20 protein-coding genes are annotated in these 25,612 nt (G+C 63.6%); 15 read left to right on the top strand and 5 right to left on the bottom strand.

Going from position 1 to position 25,612, the window contains the following annotated elements; genetic code table 11:
* The first annotated feature begins 147 nt into the window (after positions 1–147).
* Both pap and J5X93_RS19250 read left to right on the top strand, forming a co-directional pair.
* Positions 148–1,641 (top strand): polyphosphate:AMP phosphotransferase, encoded by a 1,494-nt coding sequence (gene pap, locus J5X93_RS19255; protein ID WP_043206607.1) that lies wholly within the window; start codon positions 148–150, stop codon positions 1,639–1,641.
* A gap of 231 nt (positions 1,642–1,872) precedes the next feature.
* A complete protein-coding gene (locus J5X93_RS19250) occupies positions 1,873–2,835 on the top strand; it encodes a DMT family transporter (RefSeq protein WP_102082351.1) in 963 nt (320 codons plus the stop codon).
* Between the two features lie 65 nt (positions 2,836–2,900).
* Here J5X93_RS19250 and J5X93_RS19245 read toward each other — a convergent pair whose 3' ends face one another.
* Positions 2,901–4,295, bottom strand: coding sequence for a class II fumarate hydratase (locus tag J5X93_RS19245; protein WP_070573107.1), 1,395 nt, complete (start codon positions 4,293–4,295; stop codon positions 2,901–2,903).
* Positions 4,296–4,452: 157 nt separating this feature from the next.
* Between J5X93_RS19245 and J5X93_RS19240 the strand changes: the two genes are divergently transcribed.
* The 7 genes from J5X93_RS19240 to J5X93_RS19210 all read left to right on the top strand — a co-directional run bounded on the left by J5X93_RS19240 (position 4,453) and on the right by J5X93_RS19210 (position 12,286).
* Entirely contained in the window at positions 4,453–4,971 is a 519-nt protein-coding gene (locus J5X93_RS19240; protein ID WP_043206604.1) for a DUF2059 domain-containing protein, read from the top strand.
* A gap of 11 nt (positions 4,972–4,982) precedes the next feature.
* Complete coding sequence (locus J5X93_RS19235) at positions 4,983–5,279, top strand: BolA family protein (protein ID WP_043206603.1); 297 nt, start codon at positions 4,983–4,985, stop codon at positions 5,277–5,279.
* A 116-nt stretch (positions 5,280–5,395) separates the two neighbouring features.
* Positions 5,396–6,328 (top strand): oxygen-dependent tRNA uridine(34) hydroxylase TrhO, encoded by a 933-nt coding sequence (trhO, locus tag J5X93_RS19230; protein WP_043206602.1) that lies wholly within the window; start codon positions 5,396–5,398, stop codon positions 6,326–6,328.
* A gap of 3 nt (positions 6,329–6,331) precedes the next feature.
* Positions 6,332–6,964 carry a DsbA family protein gene (locus J5X93_RS19225; protein WP_102082352.1) on the top strand — a complete coding sequence of 211 codons (633 nt, stop codon included), beginning with the start codon at positions 6,332–6,334 and terminating at the stop codon, positions 6,962–6,964.
* Positions 6,957–8,789 (top strand): ABC transporter ATP-binding protein, encoded by a 1,833-nt coding sequence (locus J5X93_RS19220; RefSeq protein WP_043206600.1) that lies wholly within the window; start codon positions 6,957–6,959, stop codon positions 8,787–8,789. The genes J5X93_RS19225 and J5X93_RS19220 overlap by 8 nt, the downstream gene beginning before the upstream one ends.
* A gap of 211 nt (positions 8,790–9,000) precedes the next feature.
* A complete protein-coding gene (locus tag J5X93_RS19215) occupies positions 9,001–11,457 on the top strand; it encodes an EAL domain-containing protein (protein WP_043206599.1) in 2,457 nt (818 codons plus the stop codon).
* Positions 11,458–11,500: 43 nt separating this feature from the next.
* Positions 11,501–12,286, top strand: coding sequence for an iron-containing redox enzyme family protein (locus J5X93_RS19210; RefSeq protein ID WP_043206598.1), 786 nt, complete (start codon positions 11,501–11,503; stop codon positions 12,284–12,286).
* Between the two features lie 108 nt (positions 12,287–12,394).
* On the opposite strand, the gene J5X93_RS19205 is transcribed toward J5X93_RS19210, so the two are convergent.
* The 4 genes from J5X93_RS19205 to J5X93_RS19190 all read right to left on the bottom strand — a co-directional run bounded on the left by J5X93_RS19205 (position 12,395) and on the right by J5X93_RS19190 (position 15,963).
* Entirely contained in the window at positions 12,395–13,135 is a 741-nt protein-coding gene (locus J5X93_RS19205) for a YciK family oxidoreductase (RefSeq protein WP_043206597.1), read from the bottom strand.
* Between the two features lie 71 nt (positions 13,136–13,206).
* Complete coding sequence (gene mupP, locus J5X93_RS19200) at positions 13,207–13,878, bottom strand: N-acetylmuramic acid 6-phosphate phosphatase MupP (protein ID WP_043206596.1); 672 nt, start codon at positions 13,876–13,878, stop codon at positions 13,207–13,209.
* Between the two features lie 2 nt (positions 13,879–13,880).
* On the bottom strand, positions 13,881–14,579 hold the full coding sequence (ubiG, locus tag J5X93_RS19195; RefSeq protein WP_043206595.1) for a bifunctional 2-polyprenyl-6-hydroxyphenol methylase/3-demethylubiquinol 3-O-methyltransferase UbiG: 699 nt from the start codon (positions 14,577–14,579) through the stop codon (positions 13,881–13,883).
* Between the two features lie 61 nt (positions 14,580–14,640).
* Positions 14,641–15,963, bottom strand: coding sequence for a TRZ/ATZ family hydrolase (locus J5X93_RS19190; RefSeq protein ID WP_102082354.1), 1,323 nt, complete (start codon positions 15,961–15,963; stop codon positions 14,641–14,643).
* A gap of 109 nt (positions 15,964–16,072) precedes the next feature.
* Between J5X93_RS19190 and mtnA the strand changes: the two genes are divergently transcribed.
* The 6 genes from mtnA to cmk all read left to right on the top strand — a co-directional run bounded on the left by mtnA (position 16,073) and on the right by cmk (position 25,597).
* Positions 16,073–17,149 (top strand): S-methyl-5-thioribose-1-phosphate isomerase, encoded by a 1,077-nt coding sequence (gene mtnA, locus J5X93_RS19185; RefSeq protein ID WP_043206593.1) that lies wholly within the window; start codon positions 16,073–16,075, stop codon positions 17,147–17,149.
* Between the two features lie 277 nt (positions 17,150–17,426).
* The gene (gyrA, locus tag J5X93_RS19180) at positions 17,427–20,201 is read left to right on the top strand and encodes a DNA gyrase subunit A (protein ID WP_043206592.1); all 2,775 of its coding nucleotides are present in this window, start codon (positions 17,427–17,429) and stop codon (positions 20,199–20,201) included.
* Positions 20,202–20,375: 174 nt separating this feature from the next.
* Entirely contained in the window at positions 20,376–21,461 is a 1,086-nt protein-coding gene (gene serC / locus J5X93_RS19175) for a 3-phosphoserine/phosphohydroxythreonine transaminase (RefSeq protein WP_180962739.1), read from the top strand.
* Positions 21,461–22,555: a prephenate dehydratase gene (gene pheA / locus J5X93_RS19170; RefSeq protein ID WP_023379266.1), complete on the top strand. Its 1,095-nt coding sequence runs from the start codon at positions 21,461–21,463 to the stop codon at positions 22,553–22,555. Before serC ends, pheA begins: the two co-directional genes overlap by 1 nt.
* 151 nt (positions 22,556–22,706) lie before the next feature.
* Positions 22,707–24,914, top strand: coding sequence for a bifunctional prephenate dehydrogenase/3-phosphoshikimate 1-carboxyvinyltransferase (locus J5X93_RS19165; RefSeq protein WP_241502469.1), 2,208 nt, complete (start codon positions 22,707–22,709; stop codon positions 24,912–24,914).
* The gene (gene cmk / locus J5X93_RS19160) at positions 24,911–25,597 is read left to right on the top strand and encodes a (d)CMP kinase (RefSeq protein WP_043206590.1); all 687 of its coding nucleotides are present in this window, start codon (positions 24,911–24,913) and stop codon (positions 25,595–25,597) included. The genes J5X93_RS19165 and cmk overlap by 4 nt, the downstream gene beginning before the upstream one ends.
* Positions 25,598–25,612 lie beyond the last annotated feature (15 nt).

Below are 25,612 nucleotides of genomic sequence, written 5' to 3'. Positions count from 1 at the left end.
AGCATGTCGCGGGAGGACGATTTTAAGCCATTTACGCACCTGTCGCTGCGCCAACCGAACAGAACCGAACGTGGCCAGCGATTGGACCTGAAGCCTGGCGCACAATCCGCTAGTCTTGGTTATCCATTGAAGGAGCCAAGGCAACTCATGTTCGAATCCGCCGAAATTGGTCACAGCATCGACAAGGAGGCTTTCGAGGCCGAAGTACCCGCCCTGCGCGAGGCGCTGCTCGAAGCCCAGTACGAACTCAAGCAGCAGGCGCGCTTTCCGGTGATCGTGTTGATCAACGGCATCGAGGGCGCCGGCAAGGGCGAGACGGTCAAACTGCTTAACGAGTGGATGGACCCGCGTCTGATCGAGGTACGCACCTTCGACCAGCAGACCGATGAGGAACTGGCCCGTCCGCCGGCCTGGCGCTACTGGCGGGCGTTGCCGCCCAAAGGGCGCATGGGTGTGTTCTTCGGCAACTGGTACAGCCAGATGCTGCAGGGACGGGTCCATGGTCTGTTCAAGGATGCGGTGCTCGACCAGGCCATCACCGGGGCCGAGCGTCTGGAGCAGATGCTTTGCGACGAGGGCGCGCTAATCATCAAGTTCTGGTTCCATCTGTCCAAGAAACAGATGAAGGCGCGTCTTAAGGCGCTCAAGGACGACCCTTTGCACAGCTGGCGCATTAGCCCGCTGGACTGGCAGCAATCGCAAACCTATGACCGCTTCGTGCGTTTCGGCGAGCGTGTGTTGCGTCGCACCAGCCGCGACTACGCGCCCTGGCATGTGATCGAGGGGGTCGATCCGTACTACCGCAGCCTGGCGGTGGGGCGCATTCTCCTGGAGAGCCTGCAAGCGGCGCTGGCCAACGATCCGAGTAGCAAGCACAAAGGCAACGTGGCGCCATTGGGGCGCAGCATCGACCAGAAGAGCCTGCTCGGCGCGTTGGACCTGAGCCGGCGCCTGGACAAACACGATTACCAAGAGCAACTGGTCACCGAACAAGCCCGCCTTGCAGGGCTGCTGCGCAACAAGCAGATGCGCCGCCATGCATTGGTGGCGGTGTTCGAAGGCAATGACGCGGCAGGCAAGGGCGGCGCTATCCGCCGGGTGGCCGCGGCGCTCGACCCCCGTCAGTACCGCATCGTACCGGTCGCCGCGCCCACCGAGGAGGAGCGGGCCCAGCCTTACCTGTGGCGTTTCTGGCGGCATATTCCGGCGCGAGGCAAGTTCACCATCTTCGACCGTTCTTGGTATGGCCGGGTGCTGGTGGAGCGGGTGGAGGGCTTTTGCACCCCGGCCGACTGGATGCGTGCCTATGGCGAGATCAACGATTTCGAGGAGCAACTGACCAACGCGGGCGTCGTGGTGGTGAAGTTCTGGCTGGCGATCGACCAGCAAACGCAGCTGGAGCGCTTCGAGGAACGCGAGCAGATCCCGTTCAAGCGCTACAAGATCACCGAGGACGATTGGCGCAACCGCGACAAGTGGGACCTATACGTAGAGGCGGTGGGGGACATGGTCGACCGCACCAGTACCGAGATCGCGCCCTGGACCTTGGTCGAGGCCAACGACAAGCGTTGGGCACGGGTGAAGGTGCTCAAGACCATCAACGAGGCGCTGGAAGCGGCATTTCATAAATCCCGCAAGTAAGTGCTTGGCTGTCACCTATTTTGGCGAGCGAACCCGCTTCCACAGACTAGCGGTGCACTTGTGGCAGCGGGTTTGCCGGCGAAAAGGCCAGCGTAGGCGACAGGGGAAATCCTGGCATGCCCGCAAGGAATGACCCGATGAATTCTTTTCCCGCGACTTTTCCCCAGCCCTGTACTCCAAGCCCTTAGAATTTCCAGTACCCCCACCCGCAGGGCCTGATTCGAGGACGCTATGCACATTTCTTCCGGACGCTGGGGCTACGGCCTGTTCCTGGCACTGCTGACCGCGTTTCTCTGGGGCATTCTGCCGATCAAGCTCAAGCAAGTCCTGCAGGTGATGGACCCGATCACCGTCACCTGGTATCGCCTCACGGTTTCTGGCTGCCTGCTGTTCGCCTGGCTGGCGGTCAATCGGCGCTTGCCGGCTGTCGGCAAGCTTGGACGCAAGGGCGCAGGCCTGATCGCCGTGGCGGTGTTCGGCCTGATGGGCAATTACGTGCTGTACCTGATCGGGCTCAACCTGCTCAGCCCTGGCACCGCACAATTGGTGGTGCAGATTGGCCCGGTGTTGTTGCTGGTGGCCAGCGTGTTCGTCTTCAAGGAGCGCTTCAGCCTTGGACAGGGGCTTGGGTTGTTGGTGCTGCTGGCTGGATTCGGGCTGTTCTTCAACCAGCGGCTCGAAGAGCTGCTGACCTCGTTGGGCGTTTATACCACCGGCGTGTTGACCATTCTGCTGGCCACGAGCATCTGGGTGTTCTATGCCCTGAGCCAGAAGCAACTGCTCACGGTGTGGCATTCACAGCAGGTGATGATGGTGATGTACCTGAGCTGTGCGCTGTTGCTGATGCCCTGGGCGCATCCATTGGAGGCATTGCAGTTGAGCCCGCTGCAAGGCTGGCTGTTGCTGGCGTGTTGCCTCAATACCCTGGTGGCGTACGGAGCGTTCGCCGAGGCGCTGGCCCATTGGGAGGCCTCGCGAGTGAGCGCGACCTTGGCGCTCACACCTTTGGTGACTTTCCTCGCCGTGGCCGCGGCGGCCGTGCTGTGGCCGGATCATGTCCAGGCCGAAGACATCAACGCCCTGGGATACGTCGGGGCGGTGACGGTGGTGGTGGGGTCGGCCCTCGTGGCGTTGGGACCTTCATTGATGGCCGGCTGGCGTGCGCGGCGTGCGCGATTGGCACAGGTTCAGTGAACCAGACGTGGCTGCGCCAGCTCCCGTAAAAGAGCTGGCGCAAACGGGGCTGCATGGACTGACGGTCAGCCTTTTGCACCGGGCGCCAGCATGTTCTCTGGCCGCACCCATTGGTCGAACTGCTCGTTGGTCAGGTACTTGAGCTCAAGCGCCGCCTCACGCAGTGTCTTGCCCTCGCTGTAGGCCTTCTTGGCGATCTCGGCAGCCTTGTCGTAACCGATGTGCGGGTTGAGCGCGGTGACCAGCATCAGCCCTCGCTCCAGATGCGCCGCCATCTGCTCTGCATCCGGCTCGATCCCGGCCACGCAGTGCTGCTGGAAGTTGCGGCAGCCGTCGGCCAGCAACTCGATCGATTGCAGCAGGTTGTGGATGATCACCGGCTTGAACACGTTCAACTGCAGATGCCCTTGGCTGGCGGCAAAGCCGATCGCCGCGTCGTTGCCCAGCACCTGGCAGGCAAGCATCGACAAGGCCTCGCATTGGGTCGGGTTGACCTTGCCGGGCATGATCGAACTGCCCGGTTCGTTGGCCGGCAGGCGTACTTCGGCGAGCCCCGCCCGTGGGCCGGAGCCGAGCAGGCGCAGGTCGTTGGCGATTTTCATCAAGGCCACGGCCAGGGTCTTGAGGGCGCCGGCCAGGGTGGTCAGCGGCTCATGGCCGGCCAGGGCGGCGAACTTGTTCGGTGCGGTGACGAAGGGCAGGCCCGAAAGCGCCGCCAGCTCTGCGGCGATGGCTTCGGCGAAGCCGTGCGGAGCATTGAGCCCGGTACCGACCGCAGTCCCGCCCTGGGCCAGCTCGCACACTGCCGGCAGGCTGGCACGAATGGCGCGCTGGGCATAGTCAAGCTGGGCGACGAACGCCGAGACTTCCTGGCCGAAGGTGATGGGTGTGGCGTCCATCATGTGGGTACGGCCGGTCTTGACCAGGTGCTGGTGACGCGCCGACAGCTCGGCCAGTCCCGCCGAGAGTTCGGCGATCGCTGGCAGCAGTTTGTCGTGCACGGCCTGTGCAGCGGCGATGTGCATGGCGGTGGGGAAGCAGTCGTTGGAGCTCTGCGAGCGGTTGACGTGGTCGTTGGGGTGTACCGGCGCCTTGCCGCCTCGACCCTTGCCGGCCAGCTCGTTGGCGCGCCCGGCGATGACTTCGTTGACGTTCATGTTGCTCTGGGTGCCGCTGCCGGTCTGCCAGACGACGAGCGGGAACTGGTCGTCATGTTCGCCTTGGAGCACTTCATCGGCGGCCTGTTCGATAAGACGGGCGATGTCGGCCGGCAGGTCGCCATTGCGGTCGTTGACCCGCGCTGCAGCTTTCTTGATCAGCGCCAGGGCGTGCAGTACAGCCAGGGGCATGCGCTCCTTGCCGATGGCGAAGTTGATCAGCGAACGCTGGGTCTGCGCGCCCCAGTAGGCGTCCTCTGGAACTTCGACCGGGCCCAGGCTGTCTGTCTCGATACGGCTCATGCTGCGTTCACTCCTTTGTCAGTCCGAAACCGCAGTTTAGGCCCTGATTCGCTCGAGCGGTTCCGTCGCTCGTCATGCCACTTGAGCACTATGGCGCCACGGCGCAGAATGCTCTCCCCGAGGTACCCGCCTCCCTTTCTTTCATGAAGGAAATGCAATGACTCGTCTTCGCGTCCTCTGTGCCGCCGTCGTCCTGGCTTGCGCCAGCGGCCAGGTACTCGCCGCCACTGCCAGCCACAACGCTGCCGCCGAGAAATTCCTGACTCTGGTCAATGCCGACAAGCTGGGCACCCCGGTGTACATGCAAGTCCAGCAGATGTTCGCCCAGCGTTTCGCCCAGACCAAAGCGCCTGAGTCCAAGAAAAACGTGCTCGACAGCTACCAGGCCAAGGCCAATGCCGCCCTGGACAACGCCATCGGCTGGAAGAAGATCAAGCCGAAGATGGTCGACCTGTATACCCAGACCTTCACCGAGCAGGAGCTCAAGGACCTGGTCAAATTCTACGAATCGTCGCTGGGCAAGAAGGTCCTGCGCGAGATGCCCCGCGTGACCCAGCAGTCGGCCCAGCTGACCCAGCAGAGCCTGGAGCCGGCGGTGCCAGTGGTCAACAAGCTGCTTGACGACATGACCAAGGAACTGGACCCGAACGCCGGCAAGGCCCCAGCCAAGAAGTGAGTGACGCCCCGATGAACATGCAGCAACGCATCGAACAGCAGTTGGCCGCCCTGGCCCCGGCGCACCTTGAGGTGCTCAACGAGAGCCACATGCATAGCCGTGGCCAGGAGACCCACTACAAGGCGGTGATCGTCAGCGAGCAGTTCGCCGGACTCAATAGCGTCAAGCGCCACCAGAAGGTCTACGCCACCATGGGTGAGCTGATGGGCCAGATCCACGCCCTGGCGATCCATACCTATACATCCGAGGAATGGGCCAAAGTCGGTGCGGCGCCGGCCTCCCCGGTCTGTGCCGGCGGGGGGCACTGAATCCCTTCCGTCGTTCTGGTACAATCCGCGTCATCCGGGGGCCGCTACAGCGGCCCCCTGCTTTTTGTCAAACCCGGTCCGCCCCTTACGAGGGTGACCACCTGGAGAGTTGTTTCATGTCCCAAGCTATCGTCGTGGCGGCCTTGTACAAGTTCGTCACTCTGGAAGACTACGTCGAGCTGCGCGAGCCGCTGCTCCAGACCATGGTCGACAACGGCGTCAAAGGCACCTTGCTGTTGGCCCTGGAAGGCATCAACGGTACTGTCTCGGGCACCCGTGAAGGTATCGACGGGCTGCTCACCTGGCTGCGCAACGACCCGCGCCTGGTCGATATCGACCACAAGGAATCCTACTGCGACGAGCAGCCGTTCTACCGCACCAAGGTCAAGCTCAAGAAAGAGATCGTCACCCTGGGCGTGCCGGGCGTGGACCCGAACCACAAGGTCGGTACCTACGTCGAGCCCAAGGACTGGAACGCCCTGATCAGCGACCCGGAAGTGCTGCTGATCGACACCCGCAACGACTATGAAGTGGCCATCGGCACGTTCAAGGGCGCCATCGACCCGAAGACCGAGACCTTCCGCCAGTTTCCCGACTACATCAAGGCCAACTTCGATCCGAGCAAGCACAAAAAGGTTGCGATGTTCTGCACCGGCGGCATCCGTTGCGAAAAAGCCTCCAGCTACATGCTCGGTGAAGGCTTCGAGGAGGTCTATCATCTTAAGGGTGGGATCCTGAAGTACTTCGAGGAAGTGCCTCAGGAGCAGAGCCTGTGGGATGGCGACTGCTTCGTCTTCGACAATCGCGTCACGGTGCGTCATGACCTGACCGAGGGCGAATACGACCAGTGCCATGCCTGCCGCCACCCGATCAGCGTGGAGGACCGTGCGTCCGAGCACTATTCGCCAGGCGTGAGCTGCCCGCATTGCTGGGACAGCCTGAGCGAGAAGACCCGGCGCAGCGCCATCGACCGGCAGAAGCAGATCGAACTGGCCAAGGCGCGCAACCAGCCCCACCCGATCGGTTACAACTACAAAGCCGAGGCTTGATGCATGTCCGCACGCCTGCTGTATGTGATGGACCCGATGTGTTCCTGGTGCTGGGGCTTCGCCCCGGTGGCCGAGGCGTTGATCGCCCAGGCGCGTGAGGCTGGCGTGCCGACGCGCCTAGTGCTGGGTGGCCTGCGCTCGGGCAGCAGCGCCCTGGATGCCTCGACCCGTCGCTACATCCTCGAACATTGGCAGGCGGTGGCCGAAGCCACCGGCCAGGCGTTTCGCTTCGAAGGTGCCATGCCGGACGGCTTCGTCTACGACACCGAGCCCGCTTGCCGCGCCCTGGTGGCAGCGCGCGAGCTGGACGCCGAGCGGGTCTGGCCTCTGCTGGGATTGATTCAGCGGGCGTTCTACGAGCAGGGGGTGGACGTTACCCGCGCTCCGCAACTGGTGGAGCTTGCCGAGCAGGCAGGTTTTGACCGAGGTCATTTCGCCGAGGCGTTTTCCCGGGCCGATACCCGTGCCGCCACCGCGGCCGATTTCAGTTGGGTGCAGGACCTGGGCATTGCCGGCTTTCCGACGCTGCTGGCCGAGCGCAACGGCCAGCTGGCCTTGCTGACCAACGGCTACCAGCCGCTGGACCGGCTGCAACCCTTGCTCGGCCGCTGGCTGCAGCAGGCCGCCTGTGCTTGACCTGCCAGGGTCATCCGACCCTGTGCCGGGGAAGGCCCCCGCCGTGGCCGATCGTCTGAGCTGGGCGGAGATCCGCCGCCTGGCGTTGCATCACAAGAAGGCCCTGTGGTCCGCCAACCTTGTGGCCGTGCTCGCGGCTTTGTGCAGCGTGCCGATCCCTTTGCTGCTGCCATTGCTGGTGGACGAAGTGTTGCTCGGCCATGGCGATGCGGCGCTCAAGTGGATGAACCGCTTCCTGCCGGACAACTGGCAGGTGGCGGCCGGCTACATCGGCCTGATGCTGATCGCGACCCTTGGCCTGCGCCTGGCTGCACTGGCCTTCAACGTGTTGCAGGCCAAGTTGTTCGCGGGCCTTGCCAAGGACATCGTCTACCGCCTGCGCATTCGCCTGATCGAACGGCTCAAGCGGATCTCCCTCAAGGAATACGAAAGCCTGGGCAGCGGCACCGTGACCACGCATCTGGTGACTGACCTGGACACCCTGGACAAGTTCGTCGGCGAGACCTTGAGCCGCTTCCTGGTGGCCGTCCTGACCTTGACCGGTACGGCCGCCATCCTGATCTGGATGCACTGGCAGCTGGCACTGTTGATCCTGCTGTTCAACCCACTGGTGATCTACTTCACCGTGCAACTGGGCAAGCGGGTCAAGCACCTGAAGAAGCTCGAAAACGACAGCACCGCACGCTTTACCCAGGCTTTGGCCGAGACCCTGGACGCCATTCAGGAGATCCGCGCCGGCAACCGTCAGGGTTATTTTCTCGGTCGCCTCGGGCTGCGTGCCCGGGAAGTGCGCGACTATGCCGTGGCCTCGCAGTGGAAGAGCGACGCCAGCGGTCGTGCCAGCGGGCTGTTGTTCCAGTTCGGTATCGATATCTTCCGCGCCGCGGCCATGCTCACGGTGCTGTTCTCCGACCTGTCCATTGGCCAGATGCTGGCTGTATTCAGCTACTTGTGGTTCATGATCGGGCCGGTGGAGCAACTGCTCAATCTGCAATACGCCTACTATGCCGCCGGCGGCGCCCTGAGCCGGCTCAATGAGCTGCTGGCGCGGGCCGACGAGCCGCAGTATCCGGCGGCGGTCGACCCCTTCGCCGGGCGCGACACGGTCGGCATCGAAGTGCGCGACCTGCGCTTTGCCTATGCCGACGAGCCTGTGCTCGAGCATCTGGATCTTTCCATCGCCCCGGGCGAGAAAGTGGCTATCGTCGGGGCCAGCGGTGGCGGCAAGAGCACCTTGGTACAGCTGCTGCTGGGCCTGTACAGCGCCCAGGCCGGGACCATCCGCTTCGGTGGGGCGAGCCTTCAGGAGATCGGCCTTGAGGCGCTGCGCGAGAATGTCGCGGTGGTGCTACAGCACCCATCGCTGTTCAACGATAGCGTGCGCGCCAACCTGACGCTGGGCCGTGACTGCACCGACGAGGCCTGCTGGCAGGCTCTGCGCATCGCCCAGCTCGATGCCACCATCGCCGCGCTGCCCCAGGGCCTGGACAGCGTGGTGGGGCGCTCCGGCGTCCGTCTGTCCGGTGGCCAGCGCCAGCGCCTGGCCATTGCCCGAATGATCCTCGCCGAGCCCAAGGTGGTGATTCTCGACGAGGCCACCTCGGCCCTGGACGCTGCCACCGAATACAACCTGCATCAGGCCATGGCGCGGTTTCTCAATGGCCGTACCACATTGATCATCGCCCACCGGCTGTCGGCGGTGAAACAGGCAGACCGGGTGCTGGTGTTCGATGGCGGGCATGTGGCCGAGGATGGCGGTCACCAGCAGTTGATTGCCGAGGGCGGGTTGTACGCCAAGCTGTATGGGCATTTGCAGCAGAGCTGAACGTGCCTGGGGGCGCTGCGGGAAAGCGCGCCTCGTCGCGAGCACTGCCACGGCCGGTGCCATTGCCCAGCAACGCTTGATCCAGGCCAGTACCGGTAACGCGGTAATCCACTTCAATTCCCATCAAAAACCCCGTCGTCCCGCTGGCAAATGACCTACGCTGTGCTTGTCTGGGTCGACATGCGCCTTTCTGCTCAGTGACAGGGATTACATGAAGGGAAATCGGACTCTCGAAGCGCCAAGGCTGCTGGGCATCATCTGGCCCTTCATCGCCGTTGTGATTTTCCAGATGCTGTTGGGCAGCATGAGTCTCTACGCATTGTCTGCCGTACGCGCCTATGTGGCAGGCGAAAGCCTGTGGTCCAAGGCCCAGAAGGACGCCATCTACTACCTGAGCCTGTACGCCGATACCCGTGACGAACGTTCTTACCAGCGTTACCTGCAGGCAATCGACGTGCCCAAAGGTGACTACCAGCTGCGTCTGGCGCTGGACCGACCCGATCCTGACATTGAGGCGGCGCGCAAAGGTGTCCTGCAAGGCGGCAACCACCCGGACGATGCCTCCCGGATCATCTGGTTCTACCGCAATTTTCGCCACGTCAGCTATATGGAAACCGCCATCGCCTATTGGGACATCGGCGATAACTATCTGCGCTTGCTCGATGACGTGGCTCGGGAGATGCGCGAGGGGTTTGTCACTGGAGAGGTCACTGCCGGCGACGTGGACCGCTGGCGTGCGCGCATCGTCTCCATCAACGAGGGTGTGACCCCGGCGGCCAAGGCCTTCAGCGATGCACTGGGCGAAGGGTCGCGGATGTTGCTCAGGATGCTGATGATCACCAACCTGGCGACGGCGCTGTTTCTCATCAGTATCGCCTGGCGTCGTTCGAGCAAGCTGCTGGCCCAGCGCCAAGCGTTTGCCCAGGCCCTGCAGGCCGAACGGGAGCGGGCGCAGATCACCTTGCAGTCCATTGGCGATGCGGTGATTACCACTGACGTCGAAGGCTGCATCGTCTACATGAACCCGGCCGCCGAGCTGCTCACCCACTGGCAGGCCAGCCAGGCCCAGGGCATGCCGCTGGCGGCGTTGTTCAGCCTGGTGGACGAGCATGCCGAGCACGACAACCGCACCCTGGTCGAGCAGGTGCTCAGCGGCAGTCTCAAGGGTGGCTCCGAGCATGCCCGGCTGATACAGCGGCTTGATGGCAGCACGGTGTCGATCAACCTAGTCGGCTCGCCGATCGTCAGCGATGGCCAGGTCAGTGGCCTGGTGCTGGCGTTGCATGACATGACCCAGGAGCGCCAGTACATCGCCAGCCTTTCCTGGCAGGCGACTCACGACGCTTTGACGGGCCTGGCCAACCGCCGCGAGTTCGAGTATCGCCTCGAGCAGGCCCTCAACAGCCTGGCACGCCAGCCCGGGCGGCATTCGCTGATGTTCCTGGACCTGGACCAGTTCAAGCTGGTCAACGACACCAGCGGCCATGCCGCTGGCGATGAGTTGTTGCGCCACATTTGCGCGGTATTGCAGGCTGGCCTGCGTGAGGGGGACACCTTGGCGCGGCTGGGGGGCGACGAGTTCGGCGTGCTGCTGGAGAACTGCCCGCCCGAACAGGCCGAGCGTATTGCCGAGCAACTGCGCCAGACCGTGCAGAGCCTACATTTTGTGTGGAAAGGCCGGCCGTTCGTCACCACCGTGAGTGTGGGCCTTGTGCATATCGCCCAACCGGCCGGCACCCTGGAAGCCTCGCTGCGTGCGGCCGACATGGCCTGCTACATGGCCAAGGAGAAAGGCCGCAACCGGGTCCAGGTGTACCACGCCGACGACACTGAACTGTCCCTGCGCTTTGGCGAAATGGCGTGGATCCAGCGTCTGCACGTAGCCTTGGAGGAGAATCGCTTCTGCCTCTATGCCCAGGAAATCGCGCCGCTTTCGTCTATGGAAGGGCCTGGCCATCTGGAGATCCTGCTGCGCCTGCACGATGAAAGCGGCCGCACCATCCTGCCCAGCACCTTTATTCCGGCCGCCGAACGCTACGGCTTGATGACTGCCCTGGATCGCTGGGTGGTGCGCAACGTGTTCCAGGTCATTCGCCAATGCCTGGACGAAGGCAGGGAAGGGCCGCTGGCCATGTGCGCGATCAACTTATCCGGATCGAGCATTGGCGACGACAAGTTCCTGGAGTACCTGCGCTCATTGTTTGGCGAGTATTCGATTCCACCGCGGCTGGTCTGTTTCGAGATCACCGAAACCAGCGCCATCGCCAACCTGGGCAGTGCGATTCGTTTTATCAACGAGTTGAAGGGGCTGGGCTGCAAGTTCTCGTTGGATGACTTCTGCGCGGGTATGTCGTCATTCGCGTATTTAAAACATTTGCCTGTAGACTTCCTGAAGATCGACGGAAGTTTCGTAAAAGACATGCTCGACGATCCGATCAACCGCGCCATGGTCGAGGTGATCAATCATATCGGGCATGTGATGGGCAAACGGACCATTGCCGAATTCGTCGAAACGCCGTTGATTGAACAGGCGTTGCAGGAGATCGGCGTGGATTATGCCCAGGGTTACCTCATCGAGCGGCCGCAGGTGTTCACCTGCGACAGCCTGCAACGCCAACGAATAGCCGCAAGGCCCCTGTTGCACCGGGCGCCTGGGACCTTTCGTTGAAGAAGGTGTCGTCCGGAAATCACATGGATTCAAGGAGCAGAAAGTGATTGATACCTTCGTACGAATCGGCCCATTGATGGATGCCGCCAGTTACCCCGATTGGGCTCAGCAATTGATCGAAGAGTGCCGCGAAAGCAAGCGGCGGGTGGTGGAGCATGAGTTCTACCAGCGCTTGCGAGACGGCCAGCTCAAGCAGGCCACTATCCGCCAGTACCTGATCGGTGGCTGGCCGGTGGTCGAGCAGTTCTCCCTCTATATGGCCCACAACCTGACCAAGACCCGCTTTGCCCGGCACCCAGGCGAAGACATGGCGAGGCGCTGGCTGATGCGCAACATCCGCGTCGAGCTCAACCACGCCGACTACTGGCTGCACTGGTGCCAGGCCCACGGGATCACCTTGGCTGACCTGCAGGCCCAGGAGGTCCCGCCGGAGCTCAATGGCCTCAATGACTGGTGCTGGCGGGTTTGTGCCACCGAGTCGCTGGCGCTGTCGATGGCCGCGACCAACTATGCGATCGAAGGCGCGACAGGTGAGTGGGCGGCGCTGGTGTGTTCCACCGACACCTATGCCTTGAGCTTCCCCGAGGACATCCGCAAGCGCGCGATGAAATGGCTGAAGATGCATGCTCAATACGATGATGCGCATCCGTGGGAGGCGCTGGAGATCATCTGTACGCTGGCTGGCGAGCACCCGACTCCGGGCTTGCGGGCCGAGCTGCGCAGGACGATCTGCAAAAGCTATGACTGCATGTTCCTGTTCCTGGAGCGATGCATGCAGCTGGAGCATCGTCAGCCAGGGCGTCTGCGGCCGGCGCTGGCGATAGGGTAAGGTCTGGGGCCTTGCGCCCCATCGCAGGCTGCGCCAGCTCTTACAGGGGCAACACGTTACCTGTAGGAGCTGGCCTGGCCTCTGATCGTGTCAGGCTGGACGGCCCTGTTACTGGGCGTCGAACGCCTGCCCGTTCACCCCGGCACTGTCCGGACCCATCAGATACAAGTACAGCGGCATGATCTCTTCGGGCAGCGGATTGTTCTGCGGGTTCTCGCTCGGGTAGGCCTGGGCACGCATCGCGGTGCGGGTGGCGCCAGGGTTGATGCTGTTGGCGCGCACCGGCGCTACGCCGTCCAGTTCGTCGGCCAGGGTCTGCATCAGCCCTTCGGTGGCAAACTTCGAGACACCATAGGCGCCCCAGTATGCGCGGCCCTTGCGCCCGACGCTGCTGGAGGTGAACACCACCGACGCGTCCTCCGACAGTTTGAGCAGCGGCAACAGCGTGCTGGTCAGCATGAAGGTGGCATTGACGTTTATGTGCATCACGCGCATGAAGTTTTCGCCCGAAAGCTGCTCCAGCGGCGTGCGCGGGCCAATGATCGAGGCATTGTTGAGCAGGCCGTCGAGGCGGCCGAACTGCTCTTCGATCATCACGGCCAGTTCGTTGTACTGGTGGGGCAGGGCGGTCTCGAGGTTGAACGGGATCACTACCGGTTGCGGATGGCCGGCCGCCTCGATCTGGTCGTAGACCTCGTTGAGGTTGGCCTCGGTCTTGCCCAGCAACAGCACGGTCGCCCCCAGGGCGGCATAGGCCTTGGCGGCGGCAGCACCGATACCACGGCCAGCGCCTGTGACCAGAATGATCCGGCCTTTGAGCAGGTCGGGGCGGGCGGTGTAGTCGTACATCGGTCGGTCCTTTGAAGTCAGTTGCGATCAACGGGGAGCGCTATGCCCTCCCCAAACCCGGTTGTATCAGGTCAGCAGCCGCACAGCGCGCTGTCGATCACCTTGCGCAGTTCCAGGGGGTGGTCCACCACCACGTCTGCTCCCCAGTTGTTGGGATTGTCCTGAGGATGAATATAGCCATAGCGCACCGCCGCCGTGCGGGTACCGGCATCACGGCCGGACTCGATGTCGCGCAGGTCATCGCCGACGAACAGGACACTGGCCGGGTCCAGGTTCAGGGTCTTGCAGGCGAGAATCAGCGGCTCGGGGTCGGGCTTGCTGTTTTTCACGTGGTCCGGGCAGATGAGCAAGGCCGAGCGCTCGGCCAGGCCCAGGCGCTGCATGATCGGCTCGGCGAAGCGCACGGGCTTGTTGGTGACCACGCCCCACAGCAGGTTGCCTTTCTCGATGTCCTCGAGCAGCTCGGCCATGCCGTCGAACAGCTTGCTGTGCACCGCGCAGTCGCGCTGGTAGCGCTCGAGGAATTCCAGGCGCAGGGCTTCGAAGCCTTCTGCGTCCGGGTCCATGGCGAAGGTGGCCGCGACCATGGCCCGGGCGCCGCCGGAAATCACGTCGCGAATGCGCTGGTCATCGATGGCCGGCAGGCCACGGTCGGCCAGCATGGCCTGGCAGATGGCAATGAAATCCGGCGCCGTGTCCAGCAGGGTGCCGTCCATGTCGAAGAGTACTGCTCGCAAACGCATGCTCATTCCTCGCGCAGGGTCTGGATCATGTAGTTGACGTCGACGTCGCTGCTGAGCTTGTAGTGCTTGGTCAGCGGGTTGTAGGTCAGGCCGATGATGTCTTTCACCTCGAGGCCCGCGACGCGGCTCCAGGCGCCCAGCTCCGACGGGCGGATGAACTTCTTGAAGTCGTGGGTGCCGCGCGGCAGCATCTTGAGCACGTACTCGGCACCGATGATCGCCAGCAGGTAGGCCTTGGGGTTGCGGTTGATGGTCGAGAAGAAGACCTGGCCGCCCGGCTTGACCAGGCGATGGCAGGCGCGAATCACCGAGGAGGGGTCAGGCACGTGTTCGAGCATTTCAAGGCAGGTGACCACGTCGAACTGCCCGGCCATTTCCTCGGCCATCTCTTCGGCGGTGATGCGGCGGTATTCGACCTCGACGCCGGACTCCAGCTGGTGCAGTTGGGCCACGGCCAATGGTGCCTCGCCCATGTCGATGCCGGTGACGCTGGCGCCACGCAGGGCCATGGCTTCGCTGAGGATGCCGCCGCCGCAGCCGACGTCCAGCACCTTCTTGCCGGCCAGGCCCACGCGCTCGTCGATCCAGTTGACCCGCAGCGGGTTGATGTCGTGCAGCGGCTTGAACTCGCTCTCGCGGTCCCACCAGCGGTGAGCCAGGGCTTCGAACTTGGCGATTTCGGCGTGGTCGACGTTGCTCATGGAACAATCCTCTGAATCTTCGATAAAAGTGTTACAGGCGCAAACCCAAGGCTTGCGGCCGTCATTCGTGGCCTGCGATGCGCGCGCCCCAGGCGCGGGCCGTGGTCGTCAAAGCTTGTTCGTCCATCTGCGTCAGGCGTCGGTCGTCGAGCAGTTGGTGGCCGGCGACCCAGACATGCCGTGCGCAGTCGCGGCCTGTGGCGTAAATCAGTTGCGAAACCGGGTCGTGCACGGGCTGCTGGGCCAGCCCCGAGAGGTCGAAAGCCACCAGGTCAGCGGCCTTGCCCAGCTCCAGCGAGCCGGTGACCGCCTCAAGACCCAGGGCGCGGGCACCATTCAAGGTGGCCATGCGCAGGGCTCGGTGGGCATCCAGGGCTGTGGCGGAGCCGGCGACCGCCTTGGCCAGCAGGGCCGCGGTGCGGGTTTCGCCGAGCAGATCCAGGTCGTTGTTGCTGGCCGCCCCGTCGGTGCCCACCGCCACGTTGACCCCGGCCTGCCATAGCCGTTCCACCGGGCAGAAGCCACTGGCCAGCTTGAGGTTGGATTCGGGGCAATGGACAACGCTGGTGTCGCTTTCTACCAACAGAGTGAGGTCATCGTCGCTGATCTGGGTCATGTGCACCGCCTGCAGCCTTGGGCCCAGCAGGCCGATACGGGCCAGGCGCGCCAGCGGGCGCTCGCCGTTCTCGGCCAGGGCTTGTTCGACTTCGCCGGCGGTCTCGTGGATATGCATGTGCAGCGGGGCGTCGAGCTGGTCGGCGATGACGCGGATCTTCTCAAGGCTCTGATCGCTGACCGTATAGGGCGCGTGAGGCCCCAGGGCGACACTGATGCGTGGGTGGTGGCGCAGGTCATCGAACAGCTCGATGGCCAGGTGCAGGCCTTCGTCGGGCGTGCGGGCGCCAGGGACGGGGAAATCCAGCAAAGGCACGGCGATCTGGGCGCGAATACCGCTGCGGTGCACTCGGTCGCAGGCCTCCCGCGGGAAGAAATACATATCGGCAAAGCAGGTGATGCCGCCCTTGAGCTGCTCGGCGATGGCCAGGTCCGTGCCATCGCGCACGAAGGCTTCATCCACCCGGCGGCCTTCGGCCGGCCAGATGTGCTCTTTGAGCCAGGTCATCAACGGCAGGTCGTCGGCCAGCCCGCGCAGCAGGGTCATGGCGGCGTGGCCATGGGCGTTGATCAGGCCGGGGCACAGCAGACAGTCGGGCAGCTCGCGTATTTCCCGTGCAGCCGGTGCCCGTTCACGCGGGCCGAGCCAGGCGATCAGCCCGTCACGGATGCCCAGGGCGTGCTCCTTGAGTACCACGCCGGCCGGCTCCACGGGGACCAGCCAGCCCGGTACGAGCAGCAGGTCGAGGGGGGAGGGGGCTGTGGGCATGCGAAGGGCACCTGGTTCGGTTGAGTCAAGCGCGCAGTATACCCGAGCGTCCAGGGCTGAGGCTCGCTATAATCGGCCGCTTTTGATCAGCGAACGACGGGGAGAGGCGATGCGCGAGCGACTTTTGGCGGCGGAGAAGGTGACCGGCATCCAGTGGCGTAATGGCACCTTGCATCTGCTCGACCAGCGCCTGCTGCCTGTTCGTGAGCATTGGTTGGCCTGCACCGACGTGACGGCGGTGGTCGACGCGATCCGCCAGATGGCGGTGCGCGGTGCGCCGGCCATCGGTATCAGCGCCGCCTATGGCCTGGTGCTTGCCCTGCGCCAGCGCCTGGCCGAGGGAGAGGACTGGGAGCACGCGCTGGAGGAAGATTTCCTTGCCCTTGCCGAAGCCCGGCCTACGGCGGCCAACCTGTTCTGGTCGCTCAACCGCATGCGCGAGCGTCTGCAGCGTCTGCGTGCGGATGAAGACGTGCTGGCGGTCATGGAGGCCGAAGCGGTGGCAATCCATGAAAGCGACCGCGAAGCCAACCTGACCATGGCCCAGCACGGCCTGGAGCTGATTCGCCGCCAGCAGGGCAACGCGCAGACCATCCTCACCTACGGCAACGCTGGTGCCTTGGCCAGTGGCGGCTTCGGCACTGCGCTGGGGGTGATCCGCGCGGCCTACCTCGAAGGCATGGTGGAGCGGGTCTACGCCGGCGAAACCCGGCCCTGGCTGCACGGCTCGCGCATCACCGCCTGGGAGCTGGCCCACGAAGGCATCCCGGCGACCCTGTGCGCGGATTCGGCGATGGCCCACCTGATGAAGACCAAGGGCATCACCTGGGTGGTGGTGGGCGCTGACTGCATCGCCGCCAATGGCGATGTGGCTGGCAAGATCGGGACTTACCAACTGGCGGTCGCGGCCATGCACCATGGCGTGCGCTTCATGGTGGTGGCGCCGAGCACCACCATCGACCTGAACCTGGCTACCGGCGAGGACATTCCCCTCGAGGAGCGCGAGGCCGACGAGCTGCTGGATGTGGCGGGTAACCGTGTGGCAGCCGAGGTGGAGGTGTTCAATCCGGTATTCGATGTGACGCCAGCGGACCTGGTCGATGTGATCGTGACCGAGCGAGGCGTGGTAGAACGGCCTGATACCGCCAAGATTGCCCAGTTGATTTGTCGCAAGCGTTTGCACTGATCGTTCAGGATTTTACGATGGCCTCATCGTGGGGCAGGAAAAACGGCGTTTTTACAGGCGCAGCGGCAACCTGCCATATCTCCCACGCCCCACGCCTTTGTGATACCATCCGGCAGTTTCCAGGGCCGCTCGTTGAAGCGGCCTTCATTGCGCAGATCCATGGCTCAACTCATTGATTTGTCGTAAGTCGTCGCACCCCTTTGCGTGCGGCGGCGAGCTTCGTTCGTCCTACGAGGGAAACGACGAAGTTTCACCAGAAAAAGGAATCAGGCTTCTCATGGGCGAACTGGCCAAAGAAATCCTCCCGGTCAATATCGAAGACGAACTGAGACAGTCTTACCTCGACTACGCGATGAGCGTGATTGTCGGGCGTGCGCTGCCCGATGCGCGTGACGGCTTGAAGCCCGTGCATCGCCGCGTTCTCTACGCGATGAGCGAACTGGGCAACGACTGGAACAAGCCGTACAAGAAGTCCGCGCGTGTGGTCGGTGACGTCATCGGTAAGTACCACCCCCACGGCGACACTGCGGTCTACGACACCATCGTGCGTATGGCCCAGCCCTTCTCGCTGCGTTATCTGCTGGTCGATGGCCAGGGCAACTTCGGTTCGGTCGACGGCGACAACGCCGCAGCCATGCGATACACTGAAGTGCGCATGGCCAAGCTGGCCCACGAGCTGCTGGCCGACCTGCACAAGGAAACCGTCGACTGGGTGCCCAACTATGACGGCACCGAGCAAATCCCGGCGGTCATGCCGACCAAGATCCCCAACCTGCTGGTCAATGGTTCCAGCGGTATCGCCGTGGGCATGGCAACCAACATCCCGCCGCACAACCTGGGCGAGGTCATCGACGGCTGCCTGGCGCTGATCGACAATCCCGAGGTGTCGATCGATGAACTGATGCAGTTCATCCCCGGTCCCGACTTCCCCACTGCCGGCCTTATCAACGGCCGCCAGGGCATCATCGAGGCCTACCGCACCGGCCGTGGCCGCATCTACATGCGCGCCCGCTCCGAGATCGAGGACATCGACAAGGACAAGACCGGCGGTCGCCAGCAGATCGTCGTCACCGAGCTGCCGTACCAGCTGAACAAGGCGCGGTTGATCGAAAAAATCGCCGAGCTGGTCAAAGAGAAGAAGATCGAAGGCATCACCGAGCTGCGTGATGAGTCCGACAAGGACGGCATGCGCATCGTCATCGAGCTGCGTCGCGGCGAGGTGCCGGAAGTGGTGCTCAACAACCTCTATTCGCAGACCCAGCTGCAGAGCGTGTTCGGCATCAACATGGTCGCGCTGATCGACGGCCGTCCGCGTCTGCTCAACCTCAAGGACCTGCTCGAGGCGTTCGTCCGTCACCGTCGTGAAGTGGTGACCCGCCGTACCGTGTTCGAGCTGCGCAAGGCGCGCGAGCGTGGTCACATTCTTGAAGGCCAGGCCGTTGCGCTGTCCAACATCGACCCGGTGATCGCCCTGATCAAGGCCTCGCCGACCCCTTCCGAGGCGAAGGAAGCCCTGATCAGCACGGCCTGGGAGTCCAGCGCCGTACAGGTCATGGTCGAGCGTGCCGGTGCCGACTCCTGCCGTCCGGAAGACCTGCCGGAGCAGTACGGCCTGCGTGATGGTAAGTACTACCTCTCGCCGGAACAGGCCCAGGCCATCCTCGACCTGCGCCTGCACCGCCTGACCGGCCTTGAGCACGAGAAGCTGCTGGCCGAGTACCAGGAGATCCTCGAGCAGATCGGTGAGCTGATCCGCATCCTGAGCAGCGCTGAGCGCCTGATGGAAGTGATCCGCGAAGAACTCGAAGCGATCCGCGCCGAGTACGGCGATGCCCGTCGCACCGAAATCCTCAACGCCACCCACGACCTCAGCTACGGCGACATGATCCCGGAAGAAGAGCGCGTGGTGACCATTTCCCACGGTGGCTATGCCAAGACCCAGCCGCTGTCCGCCTATCAGGCACAGCGCCGTGGCGGCAAAGGCAAGTCGGCCACTGGCGTGAAGGACGAGGACTACATCGAACACCTGCTGGTCGCCAACAGCCACGCCACGCTGCTGCTGTTCTCCAGCAAGGGCAAGGTTTACTGGCTCAAGACCTACGAGATTCCCGAAGCGTCCCGCGCCGCCCGTGGCCGTCCGCTGGTCAACCTGCTGCCATTGGAAGAAGGTGAGCGCATCACCGCCATGCTGCAGATTGACCTCGAAGCCCTTCAGCAGAACGCCGATGGCGACGAAGAACTGGAGGATGCCGACGACACCGTGCTCGAAGGGGAAGTGATCGAGGCCGAGGAAGTCGACGAAGAAGACGGCGACACCCCGGAATGGGTGGCAGAGCCGACCGGCGCGTACATCTTCATGGCGACCGCCTCCGGTACCGTTAAGAAGACCCCGCTGGCCCAGTTCGCCCGTCCGCGTTCCAGCGGTCTGATCGCCCTGAAGCTCAAGGAAGGTGACACCCTGATTGCCGCGGCCATCACCGACGGCGCCAAGGAAGTCATGATGTTCTCCGACGCCGGCAAGGTGATCCGCTTCGCCGAGAGCGTGGTGCGCGAAATGGGCCGTACCGCCCGTGGTGTTCGCGGCATGAAACTGGGCAAAGGGCAGCAGGTGATCTCCATGCTGATTCCTGAGTCCGGCGCGCAGATCCTCACGGCTTCCGAGCGTGGCTTCGGCAAGCGTACCCCGCTGTCCAAGTTCCCTCGTCGCGGCCGTGGCGGCCAGGGCGTCATCGCCATGGGTACCAAGGGGCGTAACGGTCTGTTGATCGGTGCGATCCAGGTGCAGGAAGGCGAAGAGATCATGTTGATCTCTGACCAGGGCACCTTGGTGCGTACCCGTGTGGGTGAGGTCTCCAGCCTGGGCCGTAACACCCAGGGTGTGACCCTCATCAAGCTGGCGACCGACGAGACGCTGGTGGGGCTGGAGCGGATTCAGGAGCCGTCCGAAGATCCCGACGAACTGATCGACGGGGACGAGGAGGGCGTCGAGGTCGATGCGCTGGACGCAGTCGACGACGACGGTGGTGTCGCCGAAGAGGCGCCACAGGAGTAACTCAGCGCAACACCCCCGAACGGGGCGACCATGGTCGCCCCGTTTGACTGATTACGGCAGGCAGCGTCCTCAAGGACGGTGCACTACCTGTGGAAGCGGGTAAACCCGCTTCCCAGGGTGCTCGGCAGTATCGAAGATTGTAGATTTGTACTATTTGGCAGAGCGAGAGTGGATGTGAGCAAACGAGCCTTTAACTTCTGCGCAGGCCCTGCCGCGCTTCCTGACGCTGTCCTGCAGCGTGCCCAGGCCGAAATGCTGGATTGGCGTGGCAAGGGCTTGTCCGTGATGGAGATGAGCCATCGCAGCGATGACTACGTGGCCATCGCCGAAAAGGCCGAGCAGGACCTGCGCGACCTGCTGTCCGTCCCCTCCAACTACAAAGTCCTGTTCCTGCAGGGTGGTGCCAGCCAGCAGTTTGCTGAGATCCCGCTGAACCTGCTGCCGGAAAACGCTACGGCCGACTACATCGAGACTGGCATCTGGTCGAAGAAGGCCATCGAAGAGGCGCGCCGCTTCGGTCATGTCAACGTCGCCGCTAGTGCCAAGCCCTACGATTATTTGGCTATTCCGGGACAGAACGAGTGGAACCTGACCAAGAACGCTGCCTATGTCCATTATGCCTCCAACGAGACCATTGGTGGCCTGCAGTTCGACTGGGTTCCGCAGACCGGTGACGTTCCTCTGGTGGTCGACATGTCGTCCGACATCCTGTCGCGCCCGATCGACGTCTCCCAGTACGGCCTGATCTATGCCGGTGCGCAGAAGAACATCGGTCCGAGCGGCCTGGTGGTGGTGATCGTGCGCGAAGACCTGCTCGGTCGCGCCCGTAGCCATTGCCCAACCATGCTCGACTACAAGGTCGCGGCCGACAACGGCTCGATGTACAACACTCCTGCCACCTATTCCTGGTACCTCTCGGGCCTGGTGTTCGAATGGCTCAAGGAGCAGGGCGGCGTCGAGGCCATGGAGCAGCGCAACCGCGTCAAGAAGGACCGCCTGTACGGTTTCATCGATGGTAGCGAGTTCTACACCAACCCGATCAGTCACAATGCCCGCTCGTGGATGAACGTGCCGTTCCGCCTGGCCGACGAGCGCCTGGACAAGGCCTTCCTGGCCGGCGCCGATGCCCGTGGTCTGCTCAACCTCAAGGGCCATCGTTCGGTCGGCGGCATGCGCGCCTCGATCTACAACGCCCTGGGCCTGGAAGCGGTCGATGCCTTGGTGGCCTACATGGCCGAGTTCGAGAAGGAGCACGCTTGATGTCCGATCAGGAACTCAAGGCGCTGCGCGTACGCATCGACAGTCTCGACGAGAAGATCCTCGAGCTGATAAGCGAGCGCGCCCGTTGCGCCCAGGAGGTGGCGAAGGTCAAGACCGCCTCCCTGGCCGAAGGCGAGAAGCCGGTATTCTACCGGCCCGAGCGTGAGGCTGCTGTGCTCAAGCGCGTCATGGAGCGCAACAAGGGCCCGCTGGACAACGAAGAGATGGCGCGGTTGTTCCGCGAAATCATGTCCTCCTGCCTGGCCCTGGAAGAGCCGCTCAAGGTTGCCTACCTCGGCCCTGAAGGCACCTTCACCCAGGCCGCGGCCATGAAGCACTTCGGTCATGCCGTGGTCAGCCGTCCGATGGCTGCCATCGATGAAGTGTTCCGTGAAGTGGCGGCAGGTGCCGTCAACTTCGGTGTGGTGCCGGTGGAAAACTCCACCGAAGGCGCGGTGAGCCACACTCTGGACAGCTTCCTCGAGCATGACATGGTGATTTGCGGCGAAGTCGAGCTGCGCATCCACCATCATCTGCTGGTGGGCGAGAACACCAAGACCGACAGCATCACGCGCATCTATTCCCACGCTCAGTCCCTGGCCCAATGCCGCAAGTGGCTGGACGCGCACTACCCGAATGTCGAGCGCGTGGCGGTGTCCAGCAACGCCGAGGCCGCCAAACGGGTCAAGGGCGAGTGGAATTCGGCGGCCATCGCCGGCGATATGGCGGCCAATCTGTACGGCCTGACCCGCCTGGCCGAGAAGATCGAGGACCGCCCGGATAACTCCACGCGCTTCCTCATGATCGGCAACCAGGAAGTGCCGCCGACCGGCGATGACAAGACCTCGATCATCGTCTCGATGAGCAACAAGCCAGGTGCCCTGCACGAGCTGCTGGTGCCTTTCCATGAAAACGGCATCGACCTGACCCGTATCGAGACCCGCCCGTCGCGCAGCGGCAAATGGACCTACGTGTTCTTCATCGATTTCGTCGGCCATCACCGCGACCCGCTGATTAAGGCGGTGCTGGAGAAGATCAGCCAGGAGGCTGTGGCGCTCAAGGTGCTGGGGTCCTATCCGAAGGCGGTCCTTTGATCGAAAACCTTTGGTTTTCGCGCGGTACCTGTGGGAGCGGCCTCGTGTCGCGATGGGCTGCCCGGCAGCCCCCTGCGGTCTCACTGACTGGCATAGTTTCTAAACAGGGTTCGCACTCGTGCTAGATGCAGTTACAACCAAACCCGCGCCGATCATCGGCCGCCTGGTCGTCGTAGGCCTAGGCCTGATCGGCGGGTCATTCGCCAAGGGCCTGCGCGAAAGCGGCCTGTGCCGGGAAGTGGTCGGCGTCGATCTGGATGCCCAGTCGCGCAAGCTGGCCGTTTCGCTCGGCGTGGTCGATCGCTGCGAGCAAGACCTCGACGTGGCCTGCGTCGGCGCCGACGTGATCCAGTTGGCCGTGCCCATCCTGGCGATGGAAAAGGTCCTGGCCCATCTCGCGCGCCTGGACCTGGGCGATGCAGTGATCACCGATGTGGGCAGCGCCAAGGGCAATGTGGTGCGTGCCGCACGTGAGGCCTTTGCCGGACGTCTGTCGCGTTTCGTCCCGGGCCACCCGATCGCAGGCTCCGAGCAGAGCGGCGTGGAGGCCTCCAACGCCGCACTGTTCCGCCGCCACAAGGTCATCCTCACGCCACTGCCGGAAACCGATCCGGCCGCCGCGGCCGTGGTCGACCGCCTGTGGCGCGCGCTGGGTGCCGATGTGGAGCACATGCCGGTGGAGCGCCATGACGAAGTCCTGGCCGCCACCAGCCACCTGCCGCACCTGCTGGCGTTCGGTCTGGTCGATTCCCTGGCCAAGCGCAATGAAAACCTGGAGATCTTCCGGTACGCTGCGGGAGGCTTCCGCGATTTCACGAGAATCGCCGGCAGCGACCCGATCATGTGGCACGACATCTTCCTCGCCAACCGCGAGGCTGTCCTGCGCACCCTGGATACATTTCGCAGCGATCTCGACGCCTTGCGCGACGCGGTCGATGCAGGGGACGGGCACCAGCTGCTGGGTGTATTCACCCGCGCCCGGGCTGCCCGCGAGCATTTCAGTAAAATCCTGGCCCGCCGGGCCTATGTGGACGCTATGAACGCCAACGATCTGATTTTCCTGGCCCAACCTGGTGGCCGCCTGTCCGGACGGATCCGCGTTCCGGGCGACAAATCGATTTCCCATCGCTCGATCATGCTTGGCTCGCTGGCCGAAGGTACCACCGAGGTCGAAGGTTTCCTCGAAGGCGAGGACGCCTTGGCGACCTTGCAGGCCTTCCGGGACATGGGTGTGGTCATCGAAGGCCCGCACCATGGTCGTGTGACCATCCATGGCGTCGGCTTGCACGGCCTCAAACCGCCACCTGGCCCGATCTACCTGGGTAACTCCGGTACCTCGATGCGCCTGCTGTCGGGCCTGCTGGCCGGCCAGCCGTTCGATGTCACCATGACCGGCGATGCCTCGCTGTCCAAGCGCCCAATGAACCGTGTGGCCAACCCGCTGCGCGAGATGGGTGCAGTGGTCGAGACCGGTCCTGAAGGCCGTCCGCCGCTGACCATCCGTGGCGGCCACAAGCTCAAGGCGCTCAACTACACGCTGCCGATGGCCAGTGCCCAGGTCAAATCCTGCCTGCTGCTGGCTGGCCTGTATGCTGAAGGCACCACTACCGTCACCGAGCCTGCGCCGACCCGCGACCATACCGAGCGCATGCTGCGCGGCTTTGGTTATGCGGTCGAGACCAACGGCCCGGTCGCTTCGCTCAAGTCGGGTGGCAAGCTCAGTGCAACCCGCATCGAGGTGCCGGCGGATATCTCCTCGGCGGCGTTCTTCTTGGTCGCGGCTTCGATCGCCGAGGGTTCGGAGCTGGTGCTCGAGCATGTCGGCATCAACCCGACCCGTACCGGCGTCATTGATATCCTGCGCCTGATGGGCGGCGACATTACCCTGGAAAACCAGCGTGAAGTTGGCGGTGAGCCGGTCGCGGACCTGCGCGTGCGCGGTGCCAAGCTCAAGGGGATCGAGATCCCCGAGCACCTCGTGCCGCTGGCTATCGATGAATTCCCGGTGCTGTTCGTGGCTGCCGCCTGCGCCGAAGGGCGTACCGTGCTGCGCGGCGCCGAGGAACTGCGCGTCAAAGAATCCGATCGCATCCAGGTCATGGCTGACGGCCTGCTGACCCTGGGCGTGAAGTGCGAGCCGACCCCCGATGGCATCATCATCGATGGCGGCCAGATCGGCGGCGGCGAAGTGCACGGTCACGGTGACCACCGGATCGCCATGGCCTTCAGCGTTGCCTCGCTGCGTGCTAGCGCGCCGATTCGCATCCATGACTGCGCCAACGTCGCCACGTCCTTCCCGAACTTCCTGGCGCTGTGCGCCGAGGTTGGCATTCGGGTCGCAGAAGAGGGCAAATCGTGAGTTCGCAAGCGCCAGTCATCACCATCGATGGGCCAAGCGGTTCGGGCAAGGGTACGGTCGCGGGCATTCTGGCCCGCGAGTTGGGCTGGAAGCTGCTTGATTCCGGCGCCCTGTACCGCCTGCTGGCGTTCAATGCCGTCAACCACGGCGTCGACCTGACCAACGAAGAGTTGCTCAAGGCCTTGGCCGCCCATCTGGATGTGCAATTCGTCGCCGCGGAACCGGGTAAGCTGCAACAGATCATCCTCGAGGGTGAGGATGTCAGCAACGTGATCCGCACCGAAACCGTCGGCGCCGGCGCCTCCATGGTCGCTTCGCTGCCCGCAGTGCGCGAAGCGTTGCTGCAGCGTCAGCGCGCCTTCCGCGAAGCGCCTGGCCTGATCGCTGACGGTCGCGACATGGGCACCGTGGTCTTCCCGGACGCGCCCTTGAAAGTGTTCCTCACCGCCAGCGCGGAGGAGCGGGCACGGCGTCGCTATTTGCAGTTGAAGGGCAAGGGCGATGATGTTAGTCTGGCGAGTCTGCTAGATGAGATTCGTGCGCGCGATGAGCGCGACACCCAGCGCGCGGTGGCCCCGCTGAAACCAGCGGCCGATGCCATCCAACTGGACTCCACCGAGTTGTCCATCGAGCAGGTGTTGCAACGTATCAGGAGCGAGCTCGCCCAGCGCGATCTGCTCTGATAGCCAGGAGAACAG

This window comes from Pseudomonas sp. BYT-1, from assembly GCF_023611805.1.
Taxonomy (GTDB): domain Bacteria; phylum Pseudomonadota; class Gammaproteobacteria; order Pseudomonadales; family Pseudomonadaceae; genus Aquipseudomonas; species Aquipseudomonas guariconensis.
This window is presented reverse-complemented; position numbering and strand designations above follow the sequence as displayed.